Source organism: Streptomyces sp. NPDC056296, from assembly GCF_042268605.1.
Taxonomy (GTDB): domain Bacteria; phylum Actinomycetota; class Actinomycetes; order Streptomycetales; family Streptomycetaceae; genus Streptomyces.
This window is the reverse complement of sequence record NZ_JBHJRX010000029.1, coordinates 1-17,941: the sequence shown is the minus strand read 5'-3', so window position 1 is coordinate 17,941 and position 17,941 is coordinate 1. Positions and strand designations below refer to the sequence as shown.

Genomic DNA, 17,941 nt, shown 5'->3' with positions numbered 1-17,941 from the left:
GCGCCGCTGACGTCATGGGTGGGGGCGAGCATCGAACAACCGGCTCTGCAAAGCGCCGACTTCGGCCGGGCCGGGGCCACGGACGGCTCGTCGCCACACCATGAGGCACCGAGTGTTCCGCTCATGTCAAGAGCCGGTTCACGATCCGCCCGCCGTGTACGGCGACACCCCCGGAACTAAACCGCTAAACAGCCTGACCAGCCCCGGGGCGCGCCAAGAAAGAGACGTCCACCAGCAAATACAGGGACTCCCCGCCTGATTGACAGCTGAGCGACACGTCTCTACGGTCCTGGCTAATTAACCGGTACACATGAGTGGCGTGCCCGCTCTAGGAACGAGGTGACGCGGTCGAGGCACGCGGCACGAGGGACGGTGTCGCCACCGGCCGGGAGGCGACCTGCCGGCCGGCGATCACCTCGAACAGCACGCGCGTGACCTCGGCTCCGAAGCCGTGCACGTCGTGACTCATCGCCGACAGCGTCGGATGCGTCAGCCTGCACAGCTGGGAGTCGTCCCAGGCCAGCAGCGACAGGTCGTCCGGCACCGAGATGCCCATCTCGGCGGCGACGCCGAGTCCGGCGACCGCCATGATGTCGTTGTCGTAGAGGATCGCCGTGGGCCGTTCCGGGGACAGCAGCAGGGAGCGTGTGGCGCGTGCGCCCTCGTCGCCCGAGAAACCCGTCTCCGCGTGCAGGCCGCCCTGGAGGCCGAGTTCGCCCATGGTCCGCTCGAACGCGGTCGTCCGGATGCCGCTGTGCCCCAGGCCGCGGGGGCCGCCCACGTGCGCGATGCGCCGGTGTCCCAGCGCCGCCAGGTAACGCACCGCCTCGGCGACGGCGGCGGCGTCATCGGTCCAGACGGAGGGGAAGCCCCCGGTCAGGGAGGGGTGGCCGACCGCCACGGCCGGCAGACCGAGCTGCCGCAGCGGTTCCACACGCGGGTCCTCCTGGTGGAAGTCGACCAGGATCGAACCGCCGACCTGCCGCTCCCTCCACCAGCGCTCCTGCAGACCGATCTCCTCCTCCAGCGAGCCCACCAGCCGCAGCAGCAGCGAGCAGTCCCGCTCGGCCAGCACACTCTCGATGCCGGAGACGAACTCCATGTAGAACGGCTCCAGGCCCAGCAGCCGGGCCGGCCGGCAGATCGCCAGCCCGACGGTGTCGACCGACTGGCGGGACAGGCTGCGGGCCGAGGAGTTCGGCGCCCAGCCCAGCTGCCGGGCCGCCGCGAAGATCCGCTCCCGGGTGGCGTCGGAGACACCCGGTTTGTGGTTGAACGCCAGAGAGACAGCACCTTTGGACACGCCCGCGGCGGCGGCCACGTCCTTGATGGTGACGCGTTCGGAGGGTGCGCTCACGCCGGTTCCACGCAGTACAGCGCGGCGCGTACGGCGTTGGCGCCGGCCTCGGCCGCCCCCACGACCCGCAGACGGGCCCGCTCTCCGGGAAGCAGGGTGCGCAGTCCGGTGTCGCAGACCGCGTCCGGGCCGAGCCGGTCGGCCTGGAGGAGAAGGTCACGTACGAGAGTGTGTGCTGTCACCACGACCTCGACATTACCCGGACCACCACCGACCGGGGACTCCACGGCGACGTCGTAGCGGGGGACCGGATAGGCGAAGTCCTTGTCCGGTACGGGAACATGGACCGCGCGCAGGCCGTCGCAGTCGGCGACGAGGAACTCCTTGCCCGACTGCTCGTCCGGCACCAGCTCCCGCGGCACGCCCTGCCGGTGCACCGAACGGGCGGTGACGGTCACGTCGAGGACCAGCTTCGCCGCCTCGGTGCCGTCCGCCCGCATCCGGCGCAGCGTCACCGGGGCCCGCCACGGCTCCGCGCCCTGGTTGACGACGGCGAGTACCGGACCGTCGGTGACCGGCTGGAGGGTGAGGAGGCGATCCGCGTAGACCCTGCGCAGTTCGTGGTAGAGGGGCTTGAGCCTTCCGTCGCCGTCGATGGCGGACCAGGAGCTGACCGGCCAGCAGTCGTTGATCTGCCAGACGATGGTGCCGGCGCAGACCGGCCAGTGCGAGCGCCAGTGTTCGATGCCGGCGGCGATCGCGCGGGCCTGTACGACCTGGGTGAGGTAGTGCCAGCGGTCGAAGTCGTCCGTGGGCAGGGCGAAGTGGCGTTCCACTCCCCGGTTCAGCTTGCCGTTGCCGTCCTCGGCCTTCTGGTGGTGCAGCATGCCGGGCGAGTCGGGTGCGAGCCGCTCGCCGGGCAGCGCGCGCCGCAGGGTCGCCATGGCGGGGGGTGCCTGCCAGCCGAACTCCGAGACGAAGCGGGGCACCGAGTCGCGGTACTCGGCGTAGTCCCGGCGGTTCCAGACCTCCCACGAGTGGTGGGTGCCGTGGGCCGGGTCGTTGGGGTGGTGGTCCCACGAGCCGGACCAGGGGCTGCCCGCGGTGTACGAACGGGTCGGATCAAGCTCGGCGACGACGCGCGGCAGCAGATCCAGGTAGTAGCCGCCACCCCATGAGTCGCCGGCGAGTTCGGGCTCCCAGTCCCAGTCGCGGAAGCCCCACAGGTTCTCGTTGTTGCCGTTCCACAGGACGAGGCTCGGGTGCGGCATCAGTCGGACAACGTTGTCCCGGGCCTCGGCCTCCACCTCGCCGCGCAACGGCTGCTCCTCCGGATAGGCGGCGCAGGCGAAGAGGAAGTCCTGCCAGACCATGAGGCCCAGTTCGTCGCAGACGTCGTAGAAGGCGTCGTCCTCGTAGATTCCGCCGCCCCAGATCCGCACCAGGTCCACGCCCGCCTCGGCCGTCCGACGCAGCCGGGTGCGATACCGCCCGGGCGTGATCCGGGAGGGGAAGACGTCGTCGGGGATCCAGTTCACGCCGCGGGCGAAGACGCGGACGCCGTTGACGACCAGGGTGAAGCCGGTCCCGTGTTCGTCCGGGGCGCGGTCCACCCGCACGTTCCGGAAGCCGATCCGCCGGTTCCAGGAGTCCAGCCGCCGGTCCTCGGTTCCGTCCTCGACCAGCACCACCTCCAGGTCGTGGAGCGGTTGCGCCCCGTAGCCGCGCGGCCACCACAGGGAGACGTCGGGGACGTCGAGCGTCAGCACGGCCCGCGTTCCGTCGACGGTGGCGCGGGCCTCGATGCCGCCGACGGTGGCGCGCACGGTGAGAGCACGGTCCGCGCCCTGTTCGGTGCGCTCGACCTCGACGCGCACCTCGACCCGGCCGGTGGTGCCGTCGACCGTCACCAGGGGGCGTACCTGGTCCAGCCGCGCCGTCGACCAGCGCTCCAGCCGGACCGGACGCCACATCCCGGCGGTCACCAGCGTCGGGCCCCAGTCCCAGCCGAAGGCGCACGCCATCTTGCGGATGTACTGGAAGGGCTCCGGGTAGACATTGGGCCGCTCGCCCGTCACTGCTCGTACCGAGGCCGCCTCGTCGTAGGCGGAGGCGAAATCCACCTTCAGTGGTCCGTGGTGGCCGGTGACGTCGAAGCGGTAGCGGCGGTGCATGTTGCGGGTACGTCCCAGCTCCCGCTCGCCCAGGGTGACGGTCGCGGCCGTGTCCAGCCCGTCGAAGACCAGGTCGGTCCGCTCGTGGCCCGCACCGGCGGTGTCGGTCGCCGCCAGGTCCCGCACATAGGACCAGGCCCGCCGTCCGACCCAGGCCACCTCCGGCTCGTTGACGCCGAGGAAGGGATCCGGGATCAGACCGGCCGTGAGCAGATCGGTGTGGACACAGCCGGGAACCTGGGCGGGCACCAGGCTCTCGCCGTGGCGCAGGCTCCAGCCCTCGGCGAGCTGGACGACTTCCTTCATGTGCGGCTCCTTAGGCGGGACGGGCCCGATCATGTGCGACGCGGCTCAACCTAACCCCGCGCAGCTGAACCGGTCTAGCCCTAATCTCCCGACGGCAACCTTCGCAACACCGCAGTTGATACCACTGACACCCAGCCCCCCGTTCACCCCATGTAACGATTGAATATCGCGGTGAAGTTCCAAGCTTTACCGGTTCACGTACGGCTGACATAGTCGCCGACAACCACCGGAGCCCGAGCCGTAATCCTTGGAAGGAGCTGGGCACATGGGGAAGAGGACGCTGGGCGTCGCTCTGCTCACCACCGCGATGCTGACCGTCGCGGGGTGCAGCGGGGGCGGGAGCCCGAACGCCGACGAGACCGCCGCAGCGCCGGTGAATCCGGACGGCGTCTCGGGGGGCATCACCGTACTGACCAATCGCACCGACCTGATCCAGGACGGGACGATGAAGAAGTACGCGGCCGAGTTCAACAAGACCTACCCCGGGGTGAAGGCCGAGTTCGAGGGCCTCACCGACTACGAGGGTGAGGTGAAGATCCGTATGAACACGGAGGACTACGGCGACGTCCTGCTGATCCCCTCGGTGATCGCCAAGGGCGACTACCCCAAGTTCTTCGCACCGCTCGGTGACACCTCGACGATGAAGGACACCTACCGCTTCACCGACAAGACCGATGTCGGCGGCAAGACCTACGGAATCGCCACCTTCGGCACCGCCAACGGCTTCGTCTACAACAAGGCGCTGTGGAAGCAGGCCGGCATCACCGACTGGCCGACGACGTCGCGGCAGTTCCTCGACGACCTCAAGGCCGTCAAGGAGAAGACCGGCGCCACTCCCTACTACACCAACTTCAAGGACGGCTGGCCGCTCAGCAGCCCCTGGACCAACAGCGTCGGCTCCGTCACCTGCGACAGCCAGGCTTCCGACAAGCTGGCCGCGATGGACAAGCCCTGGGAGAAGGGCACCGAGCTGAACGCGCTCGACACCCTGCTCCACGACATCGTCCACGAGAAGCTGTCGGAGAAGGACCCCGCCACCACCAACTGGGAGAGCTCGAAGACCCTCCTGGCCAAGGGCGAGGTCGGCAGCATGCTGCTCGGCTCCTGGGCGATCAACCAGATGCGGGACGCGGCCGAGAAGGCGGGCGAGAACCCCGACGACATCGGCTTCATGCCCGTACCCGCCCAGCGGGGCGGCAAGTTCTGCGCCACCCTGGTCTCCGACTACCAGCAGGCCGTCAACATCCACTCCGACCACAAGAGCGCCGCCCGCGCCTGGATCGACTGGTTCACCGAGAAGTCCGGCTACGCGGCCAAGGAGGGGGCTGTCTCCGCCCTGAGGTCGGAGGGGATGCCCACGACGCTCAAGGGCTACGTAGACAACGATGTCAAGATGGTCGAGCGCTCCGAGGCGAAGACCGCCGAGGTCAATGCCATCGACAACGCCTCCGAGATCGGCCTGGCCAAGCCGGACTACCGACAGAAGCTGGTCGACATCGCCCGCGGCGCCGTGGACGGGTCGCTCGACGGCTACTTCGACGAGCTGAACAAGCGCTGGTCCGAGGCCAGGCAGTTGGCCGGCTCCTGAACCGCCGCCCGCCGGGGTCCCTCCCCCACGCGGAGGGACCCGCGGCGGGAGGGACCCGGCTCACCAGCGCTTTCAGCGGACGACGAAAGGCCCTGGCTCCGCAATGACCCGAACCGCTTCCACCGCGTCACCGCCCGCCCCGGCAGCCGAGCCGGGCAGGACCGGCAAACGGCCGTCCCGCCACCGCGCCCCGGCCGGTGCCTCGTGGCGTGACCGGCCGTTGCGCCGCATCACGCCGTGGCTGTTCCTGTTGGCCCCGCTCGCCCTGCTGGTCACGTTCACCTACGTGCCGGTGGGCAACATGCTCTACTACAGCTTCACCGACTGGGACGGCGTCAGTCCCGACCGGAACTTCGTCGGCGGCGACAACTACACCGAGTTGTTCACCCGGCCGGAGATCTTCAAGGTCTTCGCGGTCAGCTTCTACTACCTCGCGGCGTCCGTCGTACAGATCGTCATCGCCCTGTACTTCGCCACGGTGCTCAGCTTCGACCTGCGCTTCAGGAACCTGTTCAAGGGCATCCTGTTCTTCCCCTACCTGATCAACGGCGTCGCGATCGGCTTCGTCTTCCTCTACTTCTTCCAGGACGGCGGCACCCTCGACTCCGTCCTGTCCTGGTTCGGCGCCGACAGCGACCACGCCTGGCTCGGCAGCCCGGAGTCCGCCAACACCTCGCTCGCCGGCGTGTCCGTGTGGCGCTTCACCGGCCTCAACTTCGTCCTGTTCCTCGGCGCGATTCAGTCCATCCCCGGCGAGCTCTACGAGGCCGCCCAGCTCGACGGCGCGACCCGGTGGCAGCAGTTCCGGCACATCATCGCGCCGAGCATCCGCCCGGTGCTGAGCCTCAGCGTCATCCTGGCGATCTCCGGCTCGCTGTCCGTCTTCGAGATCCCGTACATCATGACCGGCGGCGCCACCGAGACCTCGACCTTCGTCATCCAGACGGTGAAGTTCGCCTTCCAGTTCAACAAGACCGGCCTGGCCTCCGCCTGCGCCGTGGTGCTGCTGGCCATCATCCTGCTGATCACCTGGATCCAGCGCCGCATCGTGCCCGACGAGAAGGTGGACCTCGTATGACGATCACCGCCCCCACCCAGGACCGCCCCCGCCGACGCCTCCGCATCGGTACCGCGCTCACCTACGCGTCGCTGATCGTCGCGTCCCTCGTGGTCCTGATCCCACTCCTCGTGGTGTTCCTGACCTCGCTGAAGTCCTACGGCGAGATCGCCGACGGACAGGGCGCGCTGTCCCTGCCGGACGACTGGCTGAACTTCTCCAACTACGCCACGGCCTTCACCGACGGCCACATGCTGACGGCGTTCGGCAACACCGCCTTCATCCTGCTCTTCTCCATCACCGGCACCGTGATCATCGGCTCCATGACGGCGTACGCCATCGACCGCTTCGACTTCCGCTTCAAGGGTCTCGTCATGGCGCTGTTCCTCATCGCCACCCTGGTGCCCAGCGTGACCACCCAGGTCGCCACCTTCCAGGTCGTCAACAGCTTCGGCCTGTTCGACACCCGCTGGGCCCCGATCCTGCTCTACATGGGCACCGACATCGTGTCCATCTACATCTTCCTGCAGTTCATCCGCGGGATCCCGAAGTCCCTCGACGAGGCCGCGCGGCTGGACGGCGCCAACTCCTTCACCATCTACCGGAAGATCATCTTCCCGCTGCTGAAGCCGGCGATCGCCACCGTGGTCATCATCAAGGGCATCACGACGTACAACGACTTCTACATCCCGTTCCTCTACATGCCCTCCGAGGAACTGGGGACCATGTCGACGGCCCTGTTCCGCTTCAAGGGTCCGTTCGGCGCACACTGGGAGAACATCTCCGCCGGAGCCGTCCTCGTGATCGTGCCAACGCTGGTGATCTTCCTCTTCCTTCAGCGGTACATCTACAACGGGTTCGCGCAGGGGGCCACGAAGTAGGCCAGGGGCGGGGCCATGAAGTGGGGATTCCCCATGCTGACGCGGCACGGGCGAAGACACCGCCCCCGTTCCCGGCTGCGAGGATCGTCGACCTGGGTCCACTCGGCGTCGATGCGCATGGTGGCCCGGCGGTCGGTGTCGTACGGGTCCCAGCCGGGGTCGCCGGTCCGGGCGAACCGGATCCGCAACACCTGGTACTCCAGCCGTAGATCGCTGGTGCGACGTCCGACCGACCGCGCCTACGGGTGCGTGTCCGTGACCGCGATGACCTCGTCGAGGCGCTCCAGGGCAGCCTGCAGGTCGTCGACCTTGGCCTGGATGCGGTCGCGCTCGGCGCGCAGCATGGCTCGTTGCTCGGCGTCGGTCTGCCCGGAGTCCCAGCACGGCAGGAGTTCCGTGATCCTTCGGCTGGTCAGGCCGGCGGCGAACATCTGCTGGAAGAAGCGGACCAGGGGGATGGCGTCCTGTCGGTAGAGGCGCTGGCCGGAAGGGCTGCGCTCCGGCACGAGCAGCCCCTGCTGCTCGTAGTAGCGCACGGCGCGTACCGAGACGCCGGCACCCCGCGCCACCTCGCCGATGCGGATCAGCCGCTCGGCCGCGGCCTCTGCGACGGTCATGGTGATTCCTCTCACCCCGGCCCTGATGAACAGCACTTGCCTCTGACGTCAACGTCAGGTTTTAGCGTACCGGGCATGGACATCAACAACTCAGTCGCCCTTGTCACCGGAGCCAACCGCGGCCTGGGCCGCGCCGCCTTCACCCAGCGCCTTCTCGAACGGGGCGCCAGCAAGGTCTACGCGACGGCCCGCCGACCGGAGACCGTGGACCTGCCCGGGGTCGAGGTGCTGCCCCTCGACATCGCCGATCCCGCATCCGTGCGGGCCGCCGCCGAGGCCGCCCCGGACGTCTCGCTGCTCATCAACAACGCGGGGATCCAGACGGGGACCGACCTGGTGACCGGTTCGCTGGACGCGGTGCGGCACGAGCTGGAGACCAACGTGTTCGGCCACCTGGGAATGATCCGGGAGCTCGCGCCGGCGCTCGCCAGGAACGGCGGGGGCGCGATCGTCAACGTGCTCTCCGCCATGTCGTGGTTCGGAGGCAAGGGCGCCAATGCCTACCACCTGACCAAGGCCGCCGCCTGGGCCATGACCAACGGCGTCCGCCTGGAGCTCGCCGAGCAGGGCACGCTCGTGACGGCGGTGCACCTCGGCCTGGCCGACACCGACATGGCGGCGGGCTGGCCCGTGGCCAAGATCGCGCCGTCGGACCTGGCCGACGCGGCGCTCGACGGTGTCGAAGGGGGCTCCGCCGAGGTCCTCGCCGACCAGTGGAGCCGGGACGTCAAGTCCCGGCTGCCGCTGGCGCCGGAAGAGTTCAACGCCGCGATGGACCGCGCCCTGGCGACGCTGACGGCGGCCTGAGGGGTCACTCGTCCGGCACCGCCTCACCCTCCAGGGTCCATGAGCGTGACTCCGACGAAGCCGCACCGGGTCAGGGAGTGTGCAGAATTGACGCCGGCCGTTTCTTCGGTTTCTGGAGCATCCATGAAAGACGGTGGAGGCACTCGAGCGGGCCGAAGCTCCGCTGGAGATCTCGCGCCGACTGTGGTGGGTCGGGAAACCGAGACCGCGGTGGTGGGTCGGGAAAACCGAGACCGCGGTGGTGGGTCGGGAAAACCGAGACCGCGGAAATCATGAGGCGGATCGCCGTCGACCGGTCCCACAGCGCGGTGCTGATCATCGAGGGCGAGCCCGGTGCCGGCAAGAGCGTGCTGCTCGACCTCGCCGTGAAGCGTACGCGCGGGGCCGGCCATCGGGTGCCGGCCGCGCAGCGCGAGCTGTCCGGTGACGCACCGGCGCCGTACGCATCCGGCGACAGCGCCGCATGAAGGCGCCCGCGGCCCGGTCCCTGGTGACGGATGTCGCCCGGCTGCACTGGGTACTGTCCCGTCTCCAGGTCCAGGACGTCACCCACGCGGACAGCCTCACCGCGATGCAGTTGCTGAGCGACGCCGGTGGCCTGCACGGCCACAAATACGCCATCGACGCTCTCGTCGCCGCGATGGCGCTCCGCGTCCCGGCGCCCGTCCTTGTGCTGACCTCGGACCGCGACGACTGGTCGAAACTCTGCGGCGACCGCGTACAGATCAAGGACGTCTGACTTGGGCGAGACCACCTACGCCCCCGGCACATCAGCCCCGGATGTCGGTACGGCGGTGCTCCGCAGTCACCAGCGACGCGGGGGCGTGGCAGTACCGGGCAGGAGACGCCTACCGCGGGTTCAGCCCTGCGGGACCAGCTTCCCCCGTTTCAGGATCAGCGTCTCGTCGCAGGCGGCGGCGACCTCCCTGGAGTGGGTCACGACGATCACGCACTTGCCGTCGTCGTGGGCCAGCTTCTGGAAGACCTCGATGATGCCGGCGGCGGTCTCGTGGTCGAGGGCGCCGGTGGGCTCGTCGGCGAAGAGGACGTCGACCTCGCAGGCGAGCGCGCGGGCGATGGCCACGCGCTGCTGCTGTCCGCCGGAGAGTTGGAGGGTACGGCGGGTGCGGTCGCCGGGTTCGATGCCGAGGAGGTCGAGCAGTTCGTGGGCGCGTTGTTTCCTGCGGCCGCCCTTGACCCCGGTGATCTCCATGGCGGAGGTCACGTTCTGGACGGCGTCCATGTACGTGAGCAGGTTCAGCGACTGGAACACGGTGGCCACGTGCCGGTTGCGGTACGTGGCCAGGCCCAGATCGGCCACGTTACGGCCCTTGAAGCGGACGCTGCCGGAGCTGGGCGAGTCGAGTCCGCTGGCCAAGGACAGCAGCGTCGTCTTGCCGGAGCCGGACGGGCCGACGATGGCGTACATGCGGCCTGCTTCGAAGGCGTAGGAGACGGACTTGAGGACGACGCGGCGACGGGTGCCGGTGCTGTAGGTGCGGCTCACGTCGGTGAGTTCGAGGATCGGCGCGGTCATGCCGCCGGGTGCTTTCGTGGCGGTGGTGGGAGTGGTGGTCACGTCAGTCGCCCTTCGTGAGGATGTCGCGCGGGTTGAGGCGCAGGACGCGGGCTCCGGGGATGAGGGTGGCCAGGGCGGCGATGCCGAGTCCGGTGGTGCCGACCTTGGCGATGTCGGCCGGACCGAGCTTTACGTCGAGCGAGTCGATGGGATCGGTCCCGGGCCGGCCGTCGCCCTGCTTGCCCATGCCGCTGAGGTCGCCGTAGTCGGGCTGGAGGCTCTCGTTCTCGGCTTCCTCGTGGGCCGAGTCGACCTCGCCGGCGAGCAGCTTGTTGCGGATCGCCTCGGAGATGAACTGGCTGCCCACGCCGGCCAGTCCGATCGCGATGACGGCGCAGGCGACGACCTCGACGAGGTGCTGGCCGAGCAGCTTGGGCTTCTTCTCGCCGAGGGAGAGCAGGATGCCCAGCTCACCCCTGCGCTCGCGGAGGTTCGAGGCGACGATGAGGGCGAGGATGATGGTGCCGGCGACGGCGACGGCGACGAGCCACACGGTGACCGTCGCGAAGCTCGCGGTCTTGGTGATGGGGCCGACGAGCACCTTGTACTGCTTGTCGTTGACCGAGATCGGGAAGATCTGGAGATCGGCGCCCGCCTTCTCGGCGTCTCCCTTGAGCCGGCCCAGGTCGTCGGGGTCGTTCAGCGTGAAGGTGGCCGACTTGAGGGTGCCGCCGCCGTCGGTGGTCCTGCCGCCGAGCAGGCTGGCGCCCTCGATGGTCGTGTAGAGCTGATTGGCCGGGTCCATCATTGCCGGCACGTACTGGCCCGTGTCGGTCAGGAGTGACATGACGCACGAGCCCAAGCTGCGCGTCATCGTGGCCGACGACCACACCGTCATACGCTCCGGACTGGTGGCACTGCTCTCCGCGGAGCCGTCCATCGAGATCGTCGGCGAGGCGGGCGACGGCCGCGCGGCGGTGTCGCTGGTCGGCGAGGTACGGCCGGACGTGGTGCTGCTCGACCTGCGGATGCCGGTGCTCGACGGGGCCGGCGCCACAGAGCGGATCGTGGCGGAGCACCCCGGCACCCGGGTGCTGATCCTCACCACGTATGACACCGACGCCGAGATCGAGCGCGCCGTGGAGGCCGGAGCGACCGGCTATCTGCTGAAGGACGCCACCCGGGAGCGCCTGGTGGAGGCGATCCACGCGGCCCACCGCGGCGAGACGGTGCTGGCACCGCGGGCCGCCCAGCGGCTGATGGCGCGGATGCGCCGACCGGCGCCGGCGGAGCTGACCAGCCGAGAGGTGGATGTACTGACCGCGGTCGCCGACGGGCTGTCGAACCCGGAGATCGGCGAGCGCCTCTTCATCGCCGAGGCGACGGTGAAGACCCACCTGCTACGGGTCTTCGCCAAGCTCGACGTCAGCGACCGCACCGGGCCGTGGTGGTGGCGATGGAGCAGGGCCTGCTACGGCGAACGGACACATGACGCTTGGGGCGGCAGCCACTGCGAGGGCCGCTGTACACCGAATGACAGCAAGCGGCCTTCGGGGCGAGACCTGGCCCCGAAGAACGCCGGCCCGACGGGGACTTTCGGCCGCGCACGGTGCGCACCGGCCGGGTGCATGCGAGTGGCGGTCGGTGCGGAATACGGCGGCCGGGTAATGCGGCTGCACGGTCAAGGGCCAGAGTGACGTCCCCGGGATCTCGGACACGGCTCGTCCCCCCTGTCGACGGGCCGGGTCAGACCGATGCTTCCGACCTGCCGACTTTCGGGTCAAGCTCCCCGGCTTTCCGGCACAAGGAAACCCAGCAGGCACCCGGTCATCAGGGACCCGGCATCCCGATAGCAGCCACGACCGACGAGCCGTTCGTGAGCCGCCAGGTCGTGACTCGGGTGCCGGCTCAGTCGGCTGCGCCGGGCTCCGCGACCGACTCGGCCTTCAGTCCGCCTACCGAGGCGATCATGTTGAAGTCGCCGTCATAGTGCAGGATCATGGCCCGGCGCCGTTCGGCGGTTGTCGCGCTGAGGACGTCAGCCAGAGACAGCACCCGCGCGATGGGCACCCGGTCAGCCTCGCCGAGTCCTCGAACGGACCTTCTGTCAGCGGTTGGCGCGCTGACAGAGACGGGCTCATGTCCTTACAGACCGATAACTCGCACCCGCCGCCCACACAGCTTGACCATGTCGTCGGCATCCGACGTGAGCACCGCCACCGACCCCGGCAGACGCAACGCCACTTCGGCGACCATGGCGTCGATGGCGTGCTTGTGCCCGTGCAGCCCAGCCTCCTTCAGGAGCTGGGCACTGCGACGGGCACTCTCCTTCGACACCATCTCCACGCGAATCCGGGACAACAGCCAATTCAGTCGCGCCATGTCGACGCCCCCGTACGACACCTCGATGATCGTGGCCGCCGACATGGCGACATCGACCCCGTCACGCTCCGCCTGCTCCAGGAGCGACATCACCTTACGGTCCCGGTCGATCCACGAAGAGAAACCCTGCGAGTCGAGCACCAGGGATTCAATGTTCACGCCGCGCGCTCCGCTTCCCCCTCAGCTCCGTGCAGGAGCGCGCGGGCCGCGGCCATCTCCTCATCGGTGAACGGACCGCATTCACCTTGATAGCGGTCCAGCTCCTCCCGCAGAAGCCTGCGCCGCTCAGCCCGCTCGGCCAGCTCGGTGATATAGCCGGAGACGTTGTCGGTGTGGGCCTTCATGCTCTCCAACAGGTCTGCCGGCAGCGTGATCGTGACCTTCTTCGTCTTCGCCATACCGCGACCATACCATGGTGTTACCGCTCACGCGCAGGAGTGATCCACACCGGATGCATGCGCTCCCGGACCCCGGCGGCCCCAGAAGCTGGAGTTCGTTCCGGCGCTCGAGAGAGGCGATCACCCCTTCCCGCCAGACGCGCGTCGCCCGGGACCCAGCACGGGCGCCTCCTGTCGTCCCGGCACAATCCTGGCACGGGAAAAGACCAGGGCCCGACCCCTCTGACCTGCATTTGCATGCGTGCCAGATCAGCGACGTGGTGATAAGTCAGCCGCTACACGTTGAAGCGTAATGCCAGTGGCCCGATCCTGACCTGCGGCGGAGCCCCATTGAAGGCTCTGACCAGCCTTTTCTCCGTTGGTATGCGTTGGCTCTGGATGGCCGTTTACGAGTGTCCTGCGGACTGGTTGCGGGCCGGAGGACCCCCTCACCCGGATGCCGTGGGCCTCCCGTTCGTCATGCCCAGGCGCGCCTGTTCCTCCACGACTATCCGGCGGGCCAGCTCGGTGTCCGACACGTCGACCGCGTCCGGGGTGGATTCGGCCACGGCGCTACGGCGGGCGTAGGCATCGAACAGGCGGGTCTTCTCCTCCAGCATCTTCACCATGCGTTCATCCACTCCCCCAGTGGCGAGCAGGCGGTGCGCGCGAACCGGCCTGACCTGGCCCATGCGATGGGCCCGGGCAACTGCCTGGTGCTCGATGGTCGGCTTGATCTGCGGTTCGCAGATGATGACGACGGAGGCAGCCTGCATATTGAGGCCGACGCCGGCCGCCTGAATCTGTGCCAGGAGCACCGCTGGTCCCGAGACACCGGCGAAGTCGTCGACGATCTGCTGCCTCCGCCCTGCCGCGACGCTTCCGGTGAGCGGACCGAACACCGCAGTGCCGGCAGCGGGGCCTGCGGCGAGTGCTGCCTTCACCACTCCCAGCACGTCCTTGAAATAGGAGAAGACCACCGTCTTCTGCCCGTTCTCGCCGGCCTCCTGGACGATCTCGCGGAGCCGGTCCAGCTTGGCCGACTTCTCTGGGTGCATGTACGCAGCCCTGCGCATCGCCATGAAGTTGCCGGCGCGCACGGCTTCGCGGTACACCTCTTCGTCCGATGCGCTCAGCTCCTCCCACTCGTCGGTCTGCTGAAGACTGGGGAGTTCCGTCAGTACGTCCTCCTGGTTGCGCCTCAGGTAGACCGGAGCGACGGCCTTGCGAAAGGCGACCGATCCCGCCAAGGCGTCTCGCTCGCCCAAGGAGTCCGCGACCCCTCCATCGAGCATCTGGACCAAGTTGCGGAATTCCACGACCCGGTTCTCCATCGGAGTCCCGGTCATGAAGAGGCTGCGCTCACAACGCTCCGTCCACAGCGCGACCGACTGAGACCGCTTGGCCTTCGGGTTCTTCACGGAGTGCGCTTCGTCGACGACGAGCAGTCCGACCTCCCCGCCGCCAGGCGCCGGAAAGCCGCGCAGTGCGTCGAACGTAGTCACCCCTGCCCCGCCCCGCCCCTTCCAGTCGGCGAACGCGTAGTGCCGGTCCTGGCCGTGGAGCACCGTGACGCGAAGGGCACTGCGGGCCTCGATCTCCCGAGTCCAGTTCACGAGAACGCTCGCCGGGCAGACAACCATGAAGTGGCTCTGCCCTTCGGCGGCCAGGTGTGCCAGCACGGCGATCGCCTGGATGGTCTTCCCGAGACCCATCTCGTCGCCGAGTATGACCTTGCGCTGCGCAAGGACGAAGCGCGCGCCGAACGCCTGGTAGCCGCGCAGGGAGACCCGCCGATGCGAGTCGTCGAGGTGCTGGGTCCGTACCCGCTCGGCAATCTCCTCCGGCAGGAAGCCTTCGGCGGCGGCCGTGTCAGGCGGCCGACCGGAGATCTCGGCGAGCAGGCTGTAGTACTCGGCGGAACGGAGTTCGAAGTCCACCCAGGCCGCGATGTCGGACGAGGATCCGCGCAGCAGGTCCACCGATGCCTGGGCGAGCAGTTCAGGCAGGCCCGCCTGCTCCGCCTCGTCCACCAGCGAGCGGATCTCGTTGAGCGCCGCCAGGGCGCGCGCCCTTTTCTCCTGACCAGCCAGAAGCATCCTGAAGCGCCCGGCGGCGGGCCTCGCGTCGACCAGCAGCGGGCCAAGTCGTTCCGACAAGGCTGCGGCTCTGTCCACCGAGCGCCGGGCATCCGGCCCCGCTTCCACCAGAACCTGCAAGGCCATGACGAGTGCGGTGGTGCTCGGCTCCGGCCGGTCCACGTCAATGTGGACGGCCACCGTCTCGTGCACGGCCTCGGAAAGTCGGCGAGCTGCGGCGAGCATCTGGTCGACAGTGCGCTGCCCCACCCCGGGAATCTGGCGCAACCGGTAGGGGCCCGCTTCGAGAACACGGCCCACTGTGCGCAGGCCGCTCTTCTCTACGTTCTCCAGCCGCAGGCGTCCTTCGGTGACGTCTTGCAGCCGGGCGACGGGGAGGGCATCGAGCTCCCGCTTGACCGCCGCGTCGTGGATCGGCTCAAGCGTCGCCCGTACCGCGTCGACTGCCTTGCCGTGGTCACCGGCCACTGCCTGAGCCGCTTCGTACAGTCGCGCTCCCCTCGTGACTGTGTCCCGCTCGCCACGCCCCACCCGTCCCGCCCCTCTCTCACACTTCCCGCATCTTCCCACCACCCACGCCGGCCGTGGTGCGCCGCCCAATACGGCCTTGGAACGCCTGCAGATTGCCGAACTGCCTCGATACGGCGGCTTCTCGGCCGGACCCAAGAGGACATCCCCACCGCCGAGAACCCACCCGCTTCCGCCATACCACGCTATGGTGCTGGTATGGCTACTAAGAAGGTGACGATTACTCTCGATGAATCCCTGGTCGAGGCCCTGGCCAGTGCTGCTGAGGAGGAAGGCATCCCGCTCTCCCGACTTGTCGCCGGAGCGGCTGAACGAGAACTGCGGCTGCGGGCCGGGCGGGCCGTGATCCAGCAGTGGCAGGCGGAGCACGGCGGCTTCACGCCGCAAGAGCTCGCAGCTGCCCGCGCCGACATGGCCGACGCCGACGCCGAGTACCTCGGCGGCACGGGAGCGTCGGCCGCGTGAACATCCCTTACCTGTACGACGCCGGTGCGCTGATCGCCATCGACAACGACGACCGGCGCATGTGGGCCCGGCACAGCCTGGCTCTCGAAGACGGCAGGGACATCCACGTGCCCTCCGTGGTTGTCAGCCAGGCATGGCGGGACTCCCGCCGCCAGGTCAGGCTCGGCAAGTTCCTCGCCGGGTGCCACGTCGTGCCCGTGGGCCTCGAAACCGCCAAGGCCACAGGCATTCTCTGCGGCAAGGCCGGCACCGCAGACATCGTCGACGCCACCGTCGTTGTCATGGCTGCCGGCCTCGGGGCGATCATCTGGACCTCCGACCCGGACGACATCCGCGCCCTCATCGACGCCCAGGACGTCAAGCCCGCTCCCGTCATCCGCACCGTCTGACCTCCGAAGGTCTGCGGACTCCTGCGGACAGCAAGACGGCCTGACCAGCATCCTCGCAGTTCAGGCCACCTGTATGGATGAGATCAGACGTTGAAGCGGAACTCCACCACGTCCCCGTCCTGCATCACATAGTCCTTGCCCTCCATGCGTGCCTTGCCCTTGGCGCGGGCCTCGGCGACCGAGCCGGTGGTCACCAGGTCGTCGAAGGAGATGACCTCGGCCTTGATGAAGCCCTTCTGGAAGTCGGTGTGGATGACACCGGCGGCCTCGGGGGCGGTGGCGCCCTTCTTGATGGTCCAGGCGCGGGATTCCTTGGGGCCGGCCGTGAGGTAGGTCTGCAGGCCGAGGGTGTTGAAGCCGACGTGGGCGAGGGTGGCGAGGCCGGGCTCCTCCTGGCCGACGGACTGGAGGAGTTCCAGGGCCTCGTCCTCCTCCAGCTCCGCGAGGTCCGCCTCCAGCTTGGCGTTGAGGAAGATCGCCTCGGCGGGGGCGACCAGGGCTCGCTGGTCGTCCTTGAAGGCTTCGTCGGTCAGCTCGTCCTCGTCGACGTTGAAGACGTAGAGGAAGGGCTTGGTGGTGAGGAGGTGCAGGTCGTGGAGGAGTTCGGCGCGCTCGCTGCCCTGGAGGATGCCGTGCGCGAAGAGCGTGTCGCCCTTCTCCAGGAGTTCCTTGGCCTCCTCGACCGCCTTGACCTTGGGCGCCACGTCCTTCTTGATCCGGGACTCCTTCTGGAGGCGCGGGAGGACCTTCTCGATGGTCTGGAGGTCGGCGAGGATCAGTTCGGTGTTGATCGTCTCGATGTCGTCCTTGGGCGAGACCTTGCCGTCGACGTGAACGACGTTCTCGTCCTTGAAGGCGCGGATGACCTGGCAGATCGCGTCGGACTCGCGGATGTTGGCCAGGAACTTGTTGCCCAGGCCCTCGCCCTCGCTGGCGCCGCGCACGATGCCCGCGATGTCGACGAAGTCGACCGTGGCCGGGAGGACCTTCTCGGAGGAGAAGATCTCGGCCAGCTTCGTCAGGCGGGGGTCGGGGACGCCCACCACGCCGACGTTGGGCTCGATCGTGGCGAACGGGTAGTTGGCCGCGAGCACGTCGTTCTTGGTCAGGGCGTTGAACAGGGTCGACTTGCCGACATTCGGCAGACCGACGATTCCGATCGTGAGCGACACGTTGCGACTTCCCGTACGTGAGGATGCGGAGGGATGGAGGGGTGGGGCGGGCCAGGCAGGGCCGATCCACCAGTCTACGGGGTGGCGGGTACCGGACCCGCGCGGTGTCGAACGCTTGGCCAAGCTCGGACCGACGGCGTGTCTGTCGGGCTATTCGGCACATAAACCGACCTAAGTTGGTCCAGTGGAGCAACACAGGACGCGACCTGCGCAGTACGGACCGCGACGGGGCCGGGCGCCGCTGCCCCCGCAGGGGCGGGGGGCGGGCGGCGCCGCTGTCGGC

18 protein-coding genes and 2 pseudogenes are annotated in these 17,941 nt (G+C 68.5%); 9 read left to right on the top strand and 11 right to left on the bottom strand.

The annotated features are described in order from the left end of the window. Positions 1-328: 328 nt before the first annotated feature. Together ACFCZF_RS21810 and ACFCZF_RS21805 are read right to left on the bottom strand one after the other, a co-directional pair. Positions 329-1,357 (bottom strand): LacI family DNA-binding transcriptional regulator, encoded by a 1,029-nt coding sequence (locus tag ACFCZF_RS21810; protein ID WP_375921466.1) that lies wholly within the window; start codon positions 1,355-1,357, stop codon positions 329-331. Beyond that, the gene (locus ACFCZF_RS21805; protein ID WP_376673052.1) at positions 1,354-3,777 is read right to left on the bottom strand and encodes a glycoside hydrolase family 2 protein; all 2,424 of its coding nucleotides are present in this window, start codon (positions 3,775-3,777) and stop codon (positions 1,354-1,356) included. Before ACFCZF_RS21805 ends, ACFCZF_RS21810 begins: the two co-directional genes overlap by 4 nt. Positions 3,778-4,042: 265 nt before the next feature. Here ACFCZF_RS21805 and ACFCZF_RS21800 point away from each other — a divergent pair, with 265 nt between their 5' ends. The 3 genes from ACFCZF_RS21800 to ACFCZF_RS21790 all read left to right on the top strand — a co-directional run bounded on the left by ACFCZF_RS21800 (position 4,043) and on the right by ACFCZF_RS21790 (position 7,303). Continuing rightward, a complete protein-coding gene (locus tag ACFCZF_RS21800; protein WP_376673051.1) occupies positions 4,043-5,365 on the top strand; it encodes an ABC transporter substrate-binding protein in 1,323 nt (440 codons plus the stop codon). A gap of 103 nt (positions 5,366-5,468) precedes the next feature. After that, positions 5,469-6,443: a carbohydrate ABC transporter permease gene (locus ACFCZF_RS21795; RefSeq protein WP_375921473.1), complete on the top strand. Its 975-nt coding sequence runs from the start codon at positions 5,469-5,471 to the stop codon at positions 6,441-6,443. After that, on the top strand, positions 6,440-7,303 hold the full coding sequence (locus ACFCZF_RS21790) for a carbohydrate ABC transporter permease (RefSeq protein ID WP_376673050.1): 864 nt from the start codon (positions 6,440-6,442) through the stop codon (positions 7,301-7,303). Before ACFCZF_RS21795 ends, ACFCZF_RS21790 begins: the two co-directional genes overlap by 4 nt. Before the next feature lie 65 nt (positions 7,304-7,368). Here ACFCZF_RS21790 and ACFCZF_RS21785 read toward each other — a convergent pair. Both ACFCZF_RS21785 and ACFCZF_RS21780 read right to left on the bottom strand, forming a co-directional pair. Continuing rightward, positions 7,369-7,488, bottom strand: a pseudogene (locus ACFCZF_RS21785) (hydrolase); the annotation flags it as partial. A gap of 54 nt (positions 7,489-7,542) precedes the next feature. Next, a complete protein-coding gene (locus ACFCZF_RS21780) occupies positions 7,543-7,920 on the bottom strand; it encodes a MerR family transcriptional regulator (RefSeq protein WP_376673049.1) in 378 nt (125 codons plus the stop codon). A gap of 75 nt (positions 7,921-7,995) precedes the next feature. On the opposite strand from ACFCZF_RS21780, the gene ACFCZF_RS21775 reads away from it, so the two are divergent. From ACFCZF_RS21775 to ACFCZF_RS21765, 3 genes are all read left to right on the top strand, one after another. Beyond that, positions 7,996-8,727: an SDR family oxidoreductase gene (locus ACFCZF_RS21775; RefSeq protein WP_376673048.1), complete on the top strand. Its 732-nt coding sequence runs from the start codon at positions 7,996-7,998 to the stop codon at positions 8,725-8,727. A 272-nt stretch (positions 8,728-8,999) separates the two neighbouring features. Then, positions 9,000-9,194, top strand: coding sequence for a hypothetical protein (locus tag ACFCZF_RS21770; protein WP_376673047.1), 195 nt, complete (start codon positions 9,000-9,002; stop codon positions 9,192-9,194). Beyond that, on the top strand, positions 9,173-9,466 hold the full coding sequence (locus ACFCZF_RS21765) for a hypothetical protein (protein ID WP_376673117.1): 294 nt from the start codon (positions 9,173-9,175) through the stop codon (positions 9,464-9,466). Before ACFCZF_RS21770 ends, ACFCZF_RS21765 begins: the two co-directional genes overlap by 22 nt. A 120-nt stretch (positions 9,467-9,586) precedes the next feature. On the opposite strand, the gene ACFCZF_RS21760 is transcribed toward ACFCZF_RS21765, so the two are convergent. Further along, entirely contained in the window at positions 9,587-10,306 is a 720-nt protein-coding gene (locus tag ACFCZF_RS21760; RefSeq protein ID WP_376673046.1) for an ABC transporter ATP-binding protein, read from the bottom strand. 1 nt (position 10,307) lies between these two features. Continuing rightward, positions 10,308-11,093 carry an FtsX-like permease family protein gene (locus tag ACFCZF_RS21755; protein WP_376673045.1) on the bottom strand — a complete coding sequence of 262 codons (786 nt, stop codon included), beginning with the start codon at positions 11,091-11,093 and terminating at the stop codon, positions 10,308-10,310. On the opposite strand from ACFCZF_RS21755, the pseudogene ACFCZF_RS21750 reads away from it, so the two are divergent. Continuing rightward, positions 11,092-11,738 (top strand): annotated as a pseudogene (locus ACFCZF_RS21750) (response regulator). The gene ACFCZF_RS21755 and the pseudogene ACFCZF_RS21750 sit on opposite strands and share 2 nt — an antisense overlap. Before the next feature lie 416 nt (positions 11,739-12,154). On the opposite strand, the gene ACFCZF_RS21745 reads toward ACFCZF_RS21750, so the two are convergent. The 4 genes from ACFCZF_RS21745 to ACFCZF_RS21730 all read right to left on the bottom strand — a co-directional run bounded on the left by ACFCZF_RS21745 (position 12,155) and on the right by ACFCZF_RS21730 (position 15,635). Next, a complete protein-coding gene (locus tag ACFCZF_RS21745; RefSeq protein WP_376673044.1) occupies positions 12,155-12,301 on the bottom strand; it encodes a hypothetical protein in 147 nt (48 codons plus the stop codon). Between the two features lie 90 nt (positions 12,302-12,391). Beyond that, positions 12,392-12,787, bottom strand: coding sequence for a PIN domain-containing protein (locus tag ACFCZF_RS21740; RefSeq protein ID WP_376673043.1), 396 nt, complete (start codon positions 12,785-12,787; stop codon positions 12,392-12,394). Continuing rightward, a complete protein-coding gene (locus tag ACFCZF_RS21735) occupies positions 12,784-13,026 on the bottom strand; it encodes a hypothetical protein (protein ID WP_376673042.1) in 243 nt (80 codons plus the stop codon). Before ACFCZF_RS21735 ends, ACFCZF_RS21740 begins: the two co-directional genes overlap by 4 nt. Before the next feature lie 428 nt (positions 13,027-13,454). Then, positions 13,455-15,635 (bottom strand): DEAD/DEAH box helicase, encoded by a 2,181-nt coding sequence (locus ACFCZF_RS21730; RefSeq protein WP_376673041.1) that lies wholly within the window; start codon positions 15,633-15,635, stop codon positions 13,455-13,457. 195 nt (positions 15,636-15,830) lie between these two features. Here ACFCZF_RS21730 and ACFCZF_RS21725 point away from each other — a divergent pair, with 195 nt between their 5' ends. Together ACFCZF_RS21725 and ACFCZF_RS21720 are read left to right on the top strand one after the other, a co-directional pair. Beyond that, complete coding sequence (locus tag ACFCZF_RS21725) at positions 15,831-16,097, top strand: hypothetical protein (RefSeq protein ID WP_376673040.1); 267 nt, start codon at positions 15,831-15,833, stop codon at positions 16,095-16,097. Next, entirely contained in the window at positions 16,094-16,486 is a 393-nt protein-coding gene (locus tag ACFCZF_RS21720; RefSeq protein ID WP_376673039.1) for a twitching motility protein PilT, read from the top strand. The genes ACFCZF_RS21725 and ACFCZF_RS21720 overlap by 4 nt, the downstream gene beginning before the upstream one ends. An 83-nt stretch (positions 16,487-16,569) precedes the next feature. On the opposite strand, the gene ychF is transcribed toward ACFCZF_RS21720, so the two are convergent. Next, positions 16,570-17,658 carry a redox-regulated ATPase YchF gene (gene ychF, locus ACFCZF_RS21715; RefSeq protein WP_375922766.1) on the bottom strand — a complete coding sequence of 363 codons (1,089 nt, stop codon included), beginning with the start codon at positions 17,656-17,658 and terminating at the stop codon, positions 16,570-16,572. Between the last annotated feature and the right edge of the window lie 283 nt (positions 17,659-17,941).

Bases quoted from the DNA above. Each gene is read 5' to 3' on its own strand.
- ACFCZF_RS21805 (WP_376673052.1), bottom strand. From the start codon at position 3,777: ATGAAGGAAGTCGTCCAGCTCGCCGAGGGCTGGAGCCTGCGCCACGGC.
- ACFCZF_RS21800 (WP_376673051.1), top strand. From the start codon at position 4,043: ATGGGGAAGAGGACGCTGGGCGTCGCTCTGCTCACCACCGCGATGCTG.
- ACFCZF_RS21795 (WP_375921473.1), top strand. From the start codon at position 5,469: ATGACCCGAACCGCTTCCACCGCGTCACCGCCCGCCCCGGCAGCCGAG.
- ACFCZF_RS21790 (WP_376673050.1), top strand. From the start codon at position 6,440: ATGACGATCACCGCCCCCACCCAGGACCGCCCCCGCCGACGCCTCCGC.
- ACFCZF_RS21780 (WP_376673049.1), bottom strand. From the start codon at position 7,920: ATGACCGTCGCAGAGGCCGCGGCCGAGCGGCTGATCCGCATCGGCGAG.
- ACFCZF_RS21775 (WP_376673048.1), top strand. From the start codon at position 7,996: ATGGACATCAACAACTCAGTCGCCCTTGTCACCGGAGCCAACCGCGGC.
- ACFCZF_RS21770 (WP_376673047.1), top strand. From the start codon at position 9,000: ATGAGGCGGATCGCCGTCGACCGGTCCCACAGCGCGGTGCTGATCATC.
- ACFCZF_RS21755 (WP_376673045.1), bottom strand. From the start codon at position 11,093: ATGTCACTCCTGACCGACACGGGCCAGTACGTGCCGGCAATGATGGAC.
- ACFCZF_RS21735 (WP_376673042.1), bottom strand. From the start codon at position 13,026: ATGGCGAAGACGAAGAAGGTCACGATCACGCTGCCGGCAGACCTGTTG.
- ACFCZF_RS21725 (WP_376673040.1), top strand. From the start codon at position 15,831: ATGGCTACTAAGAAGGTGACGATTACTCTCGATGAATCCCTGGTCGAG.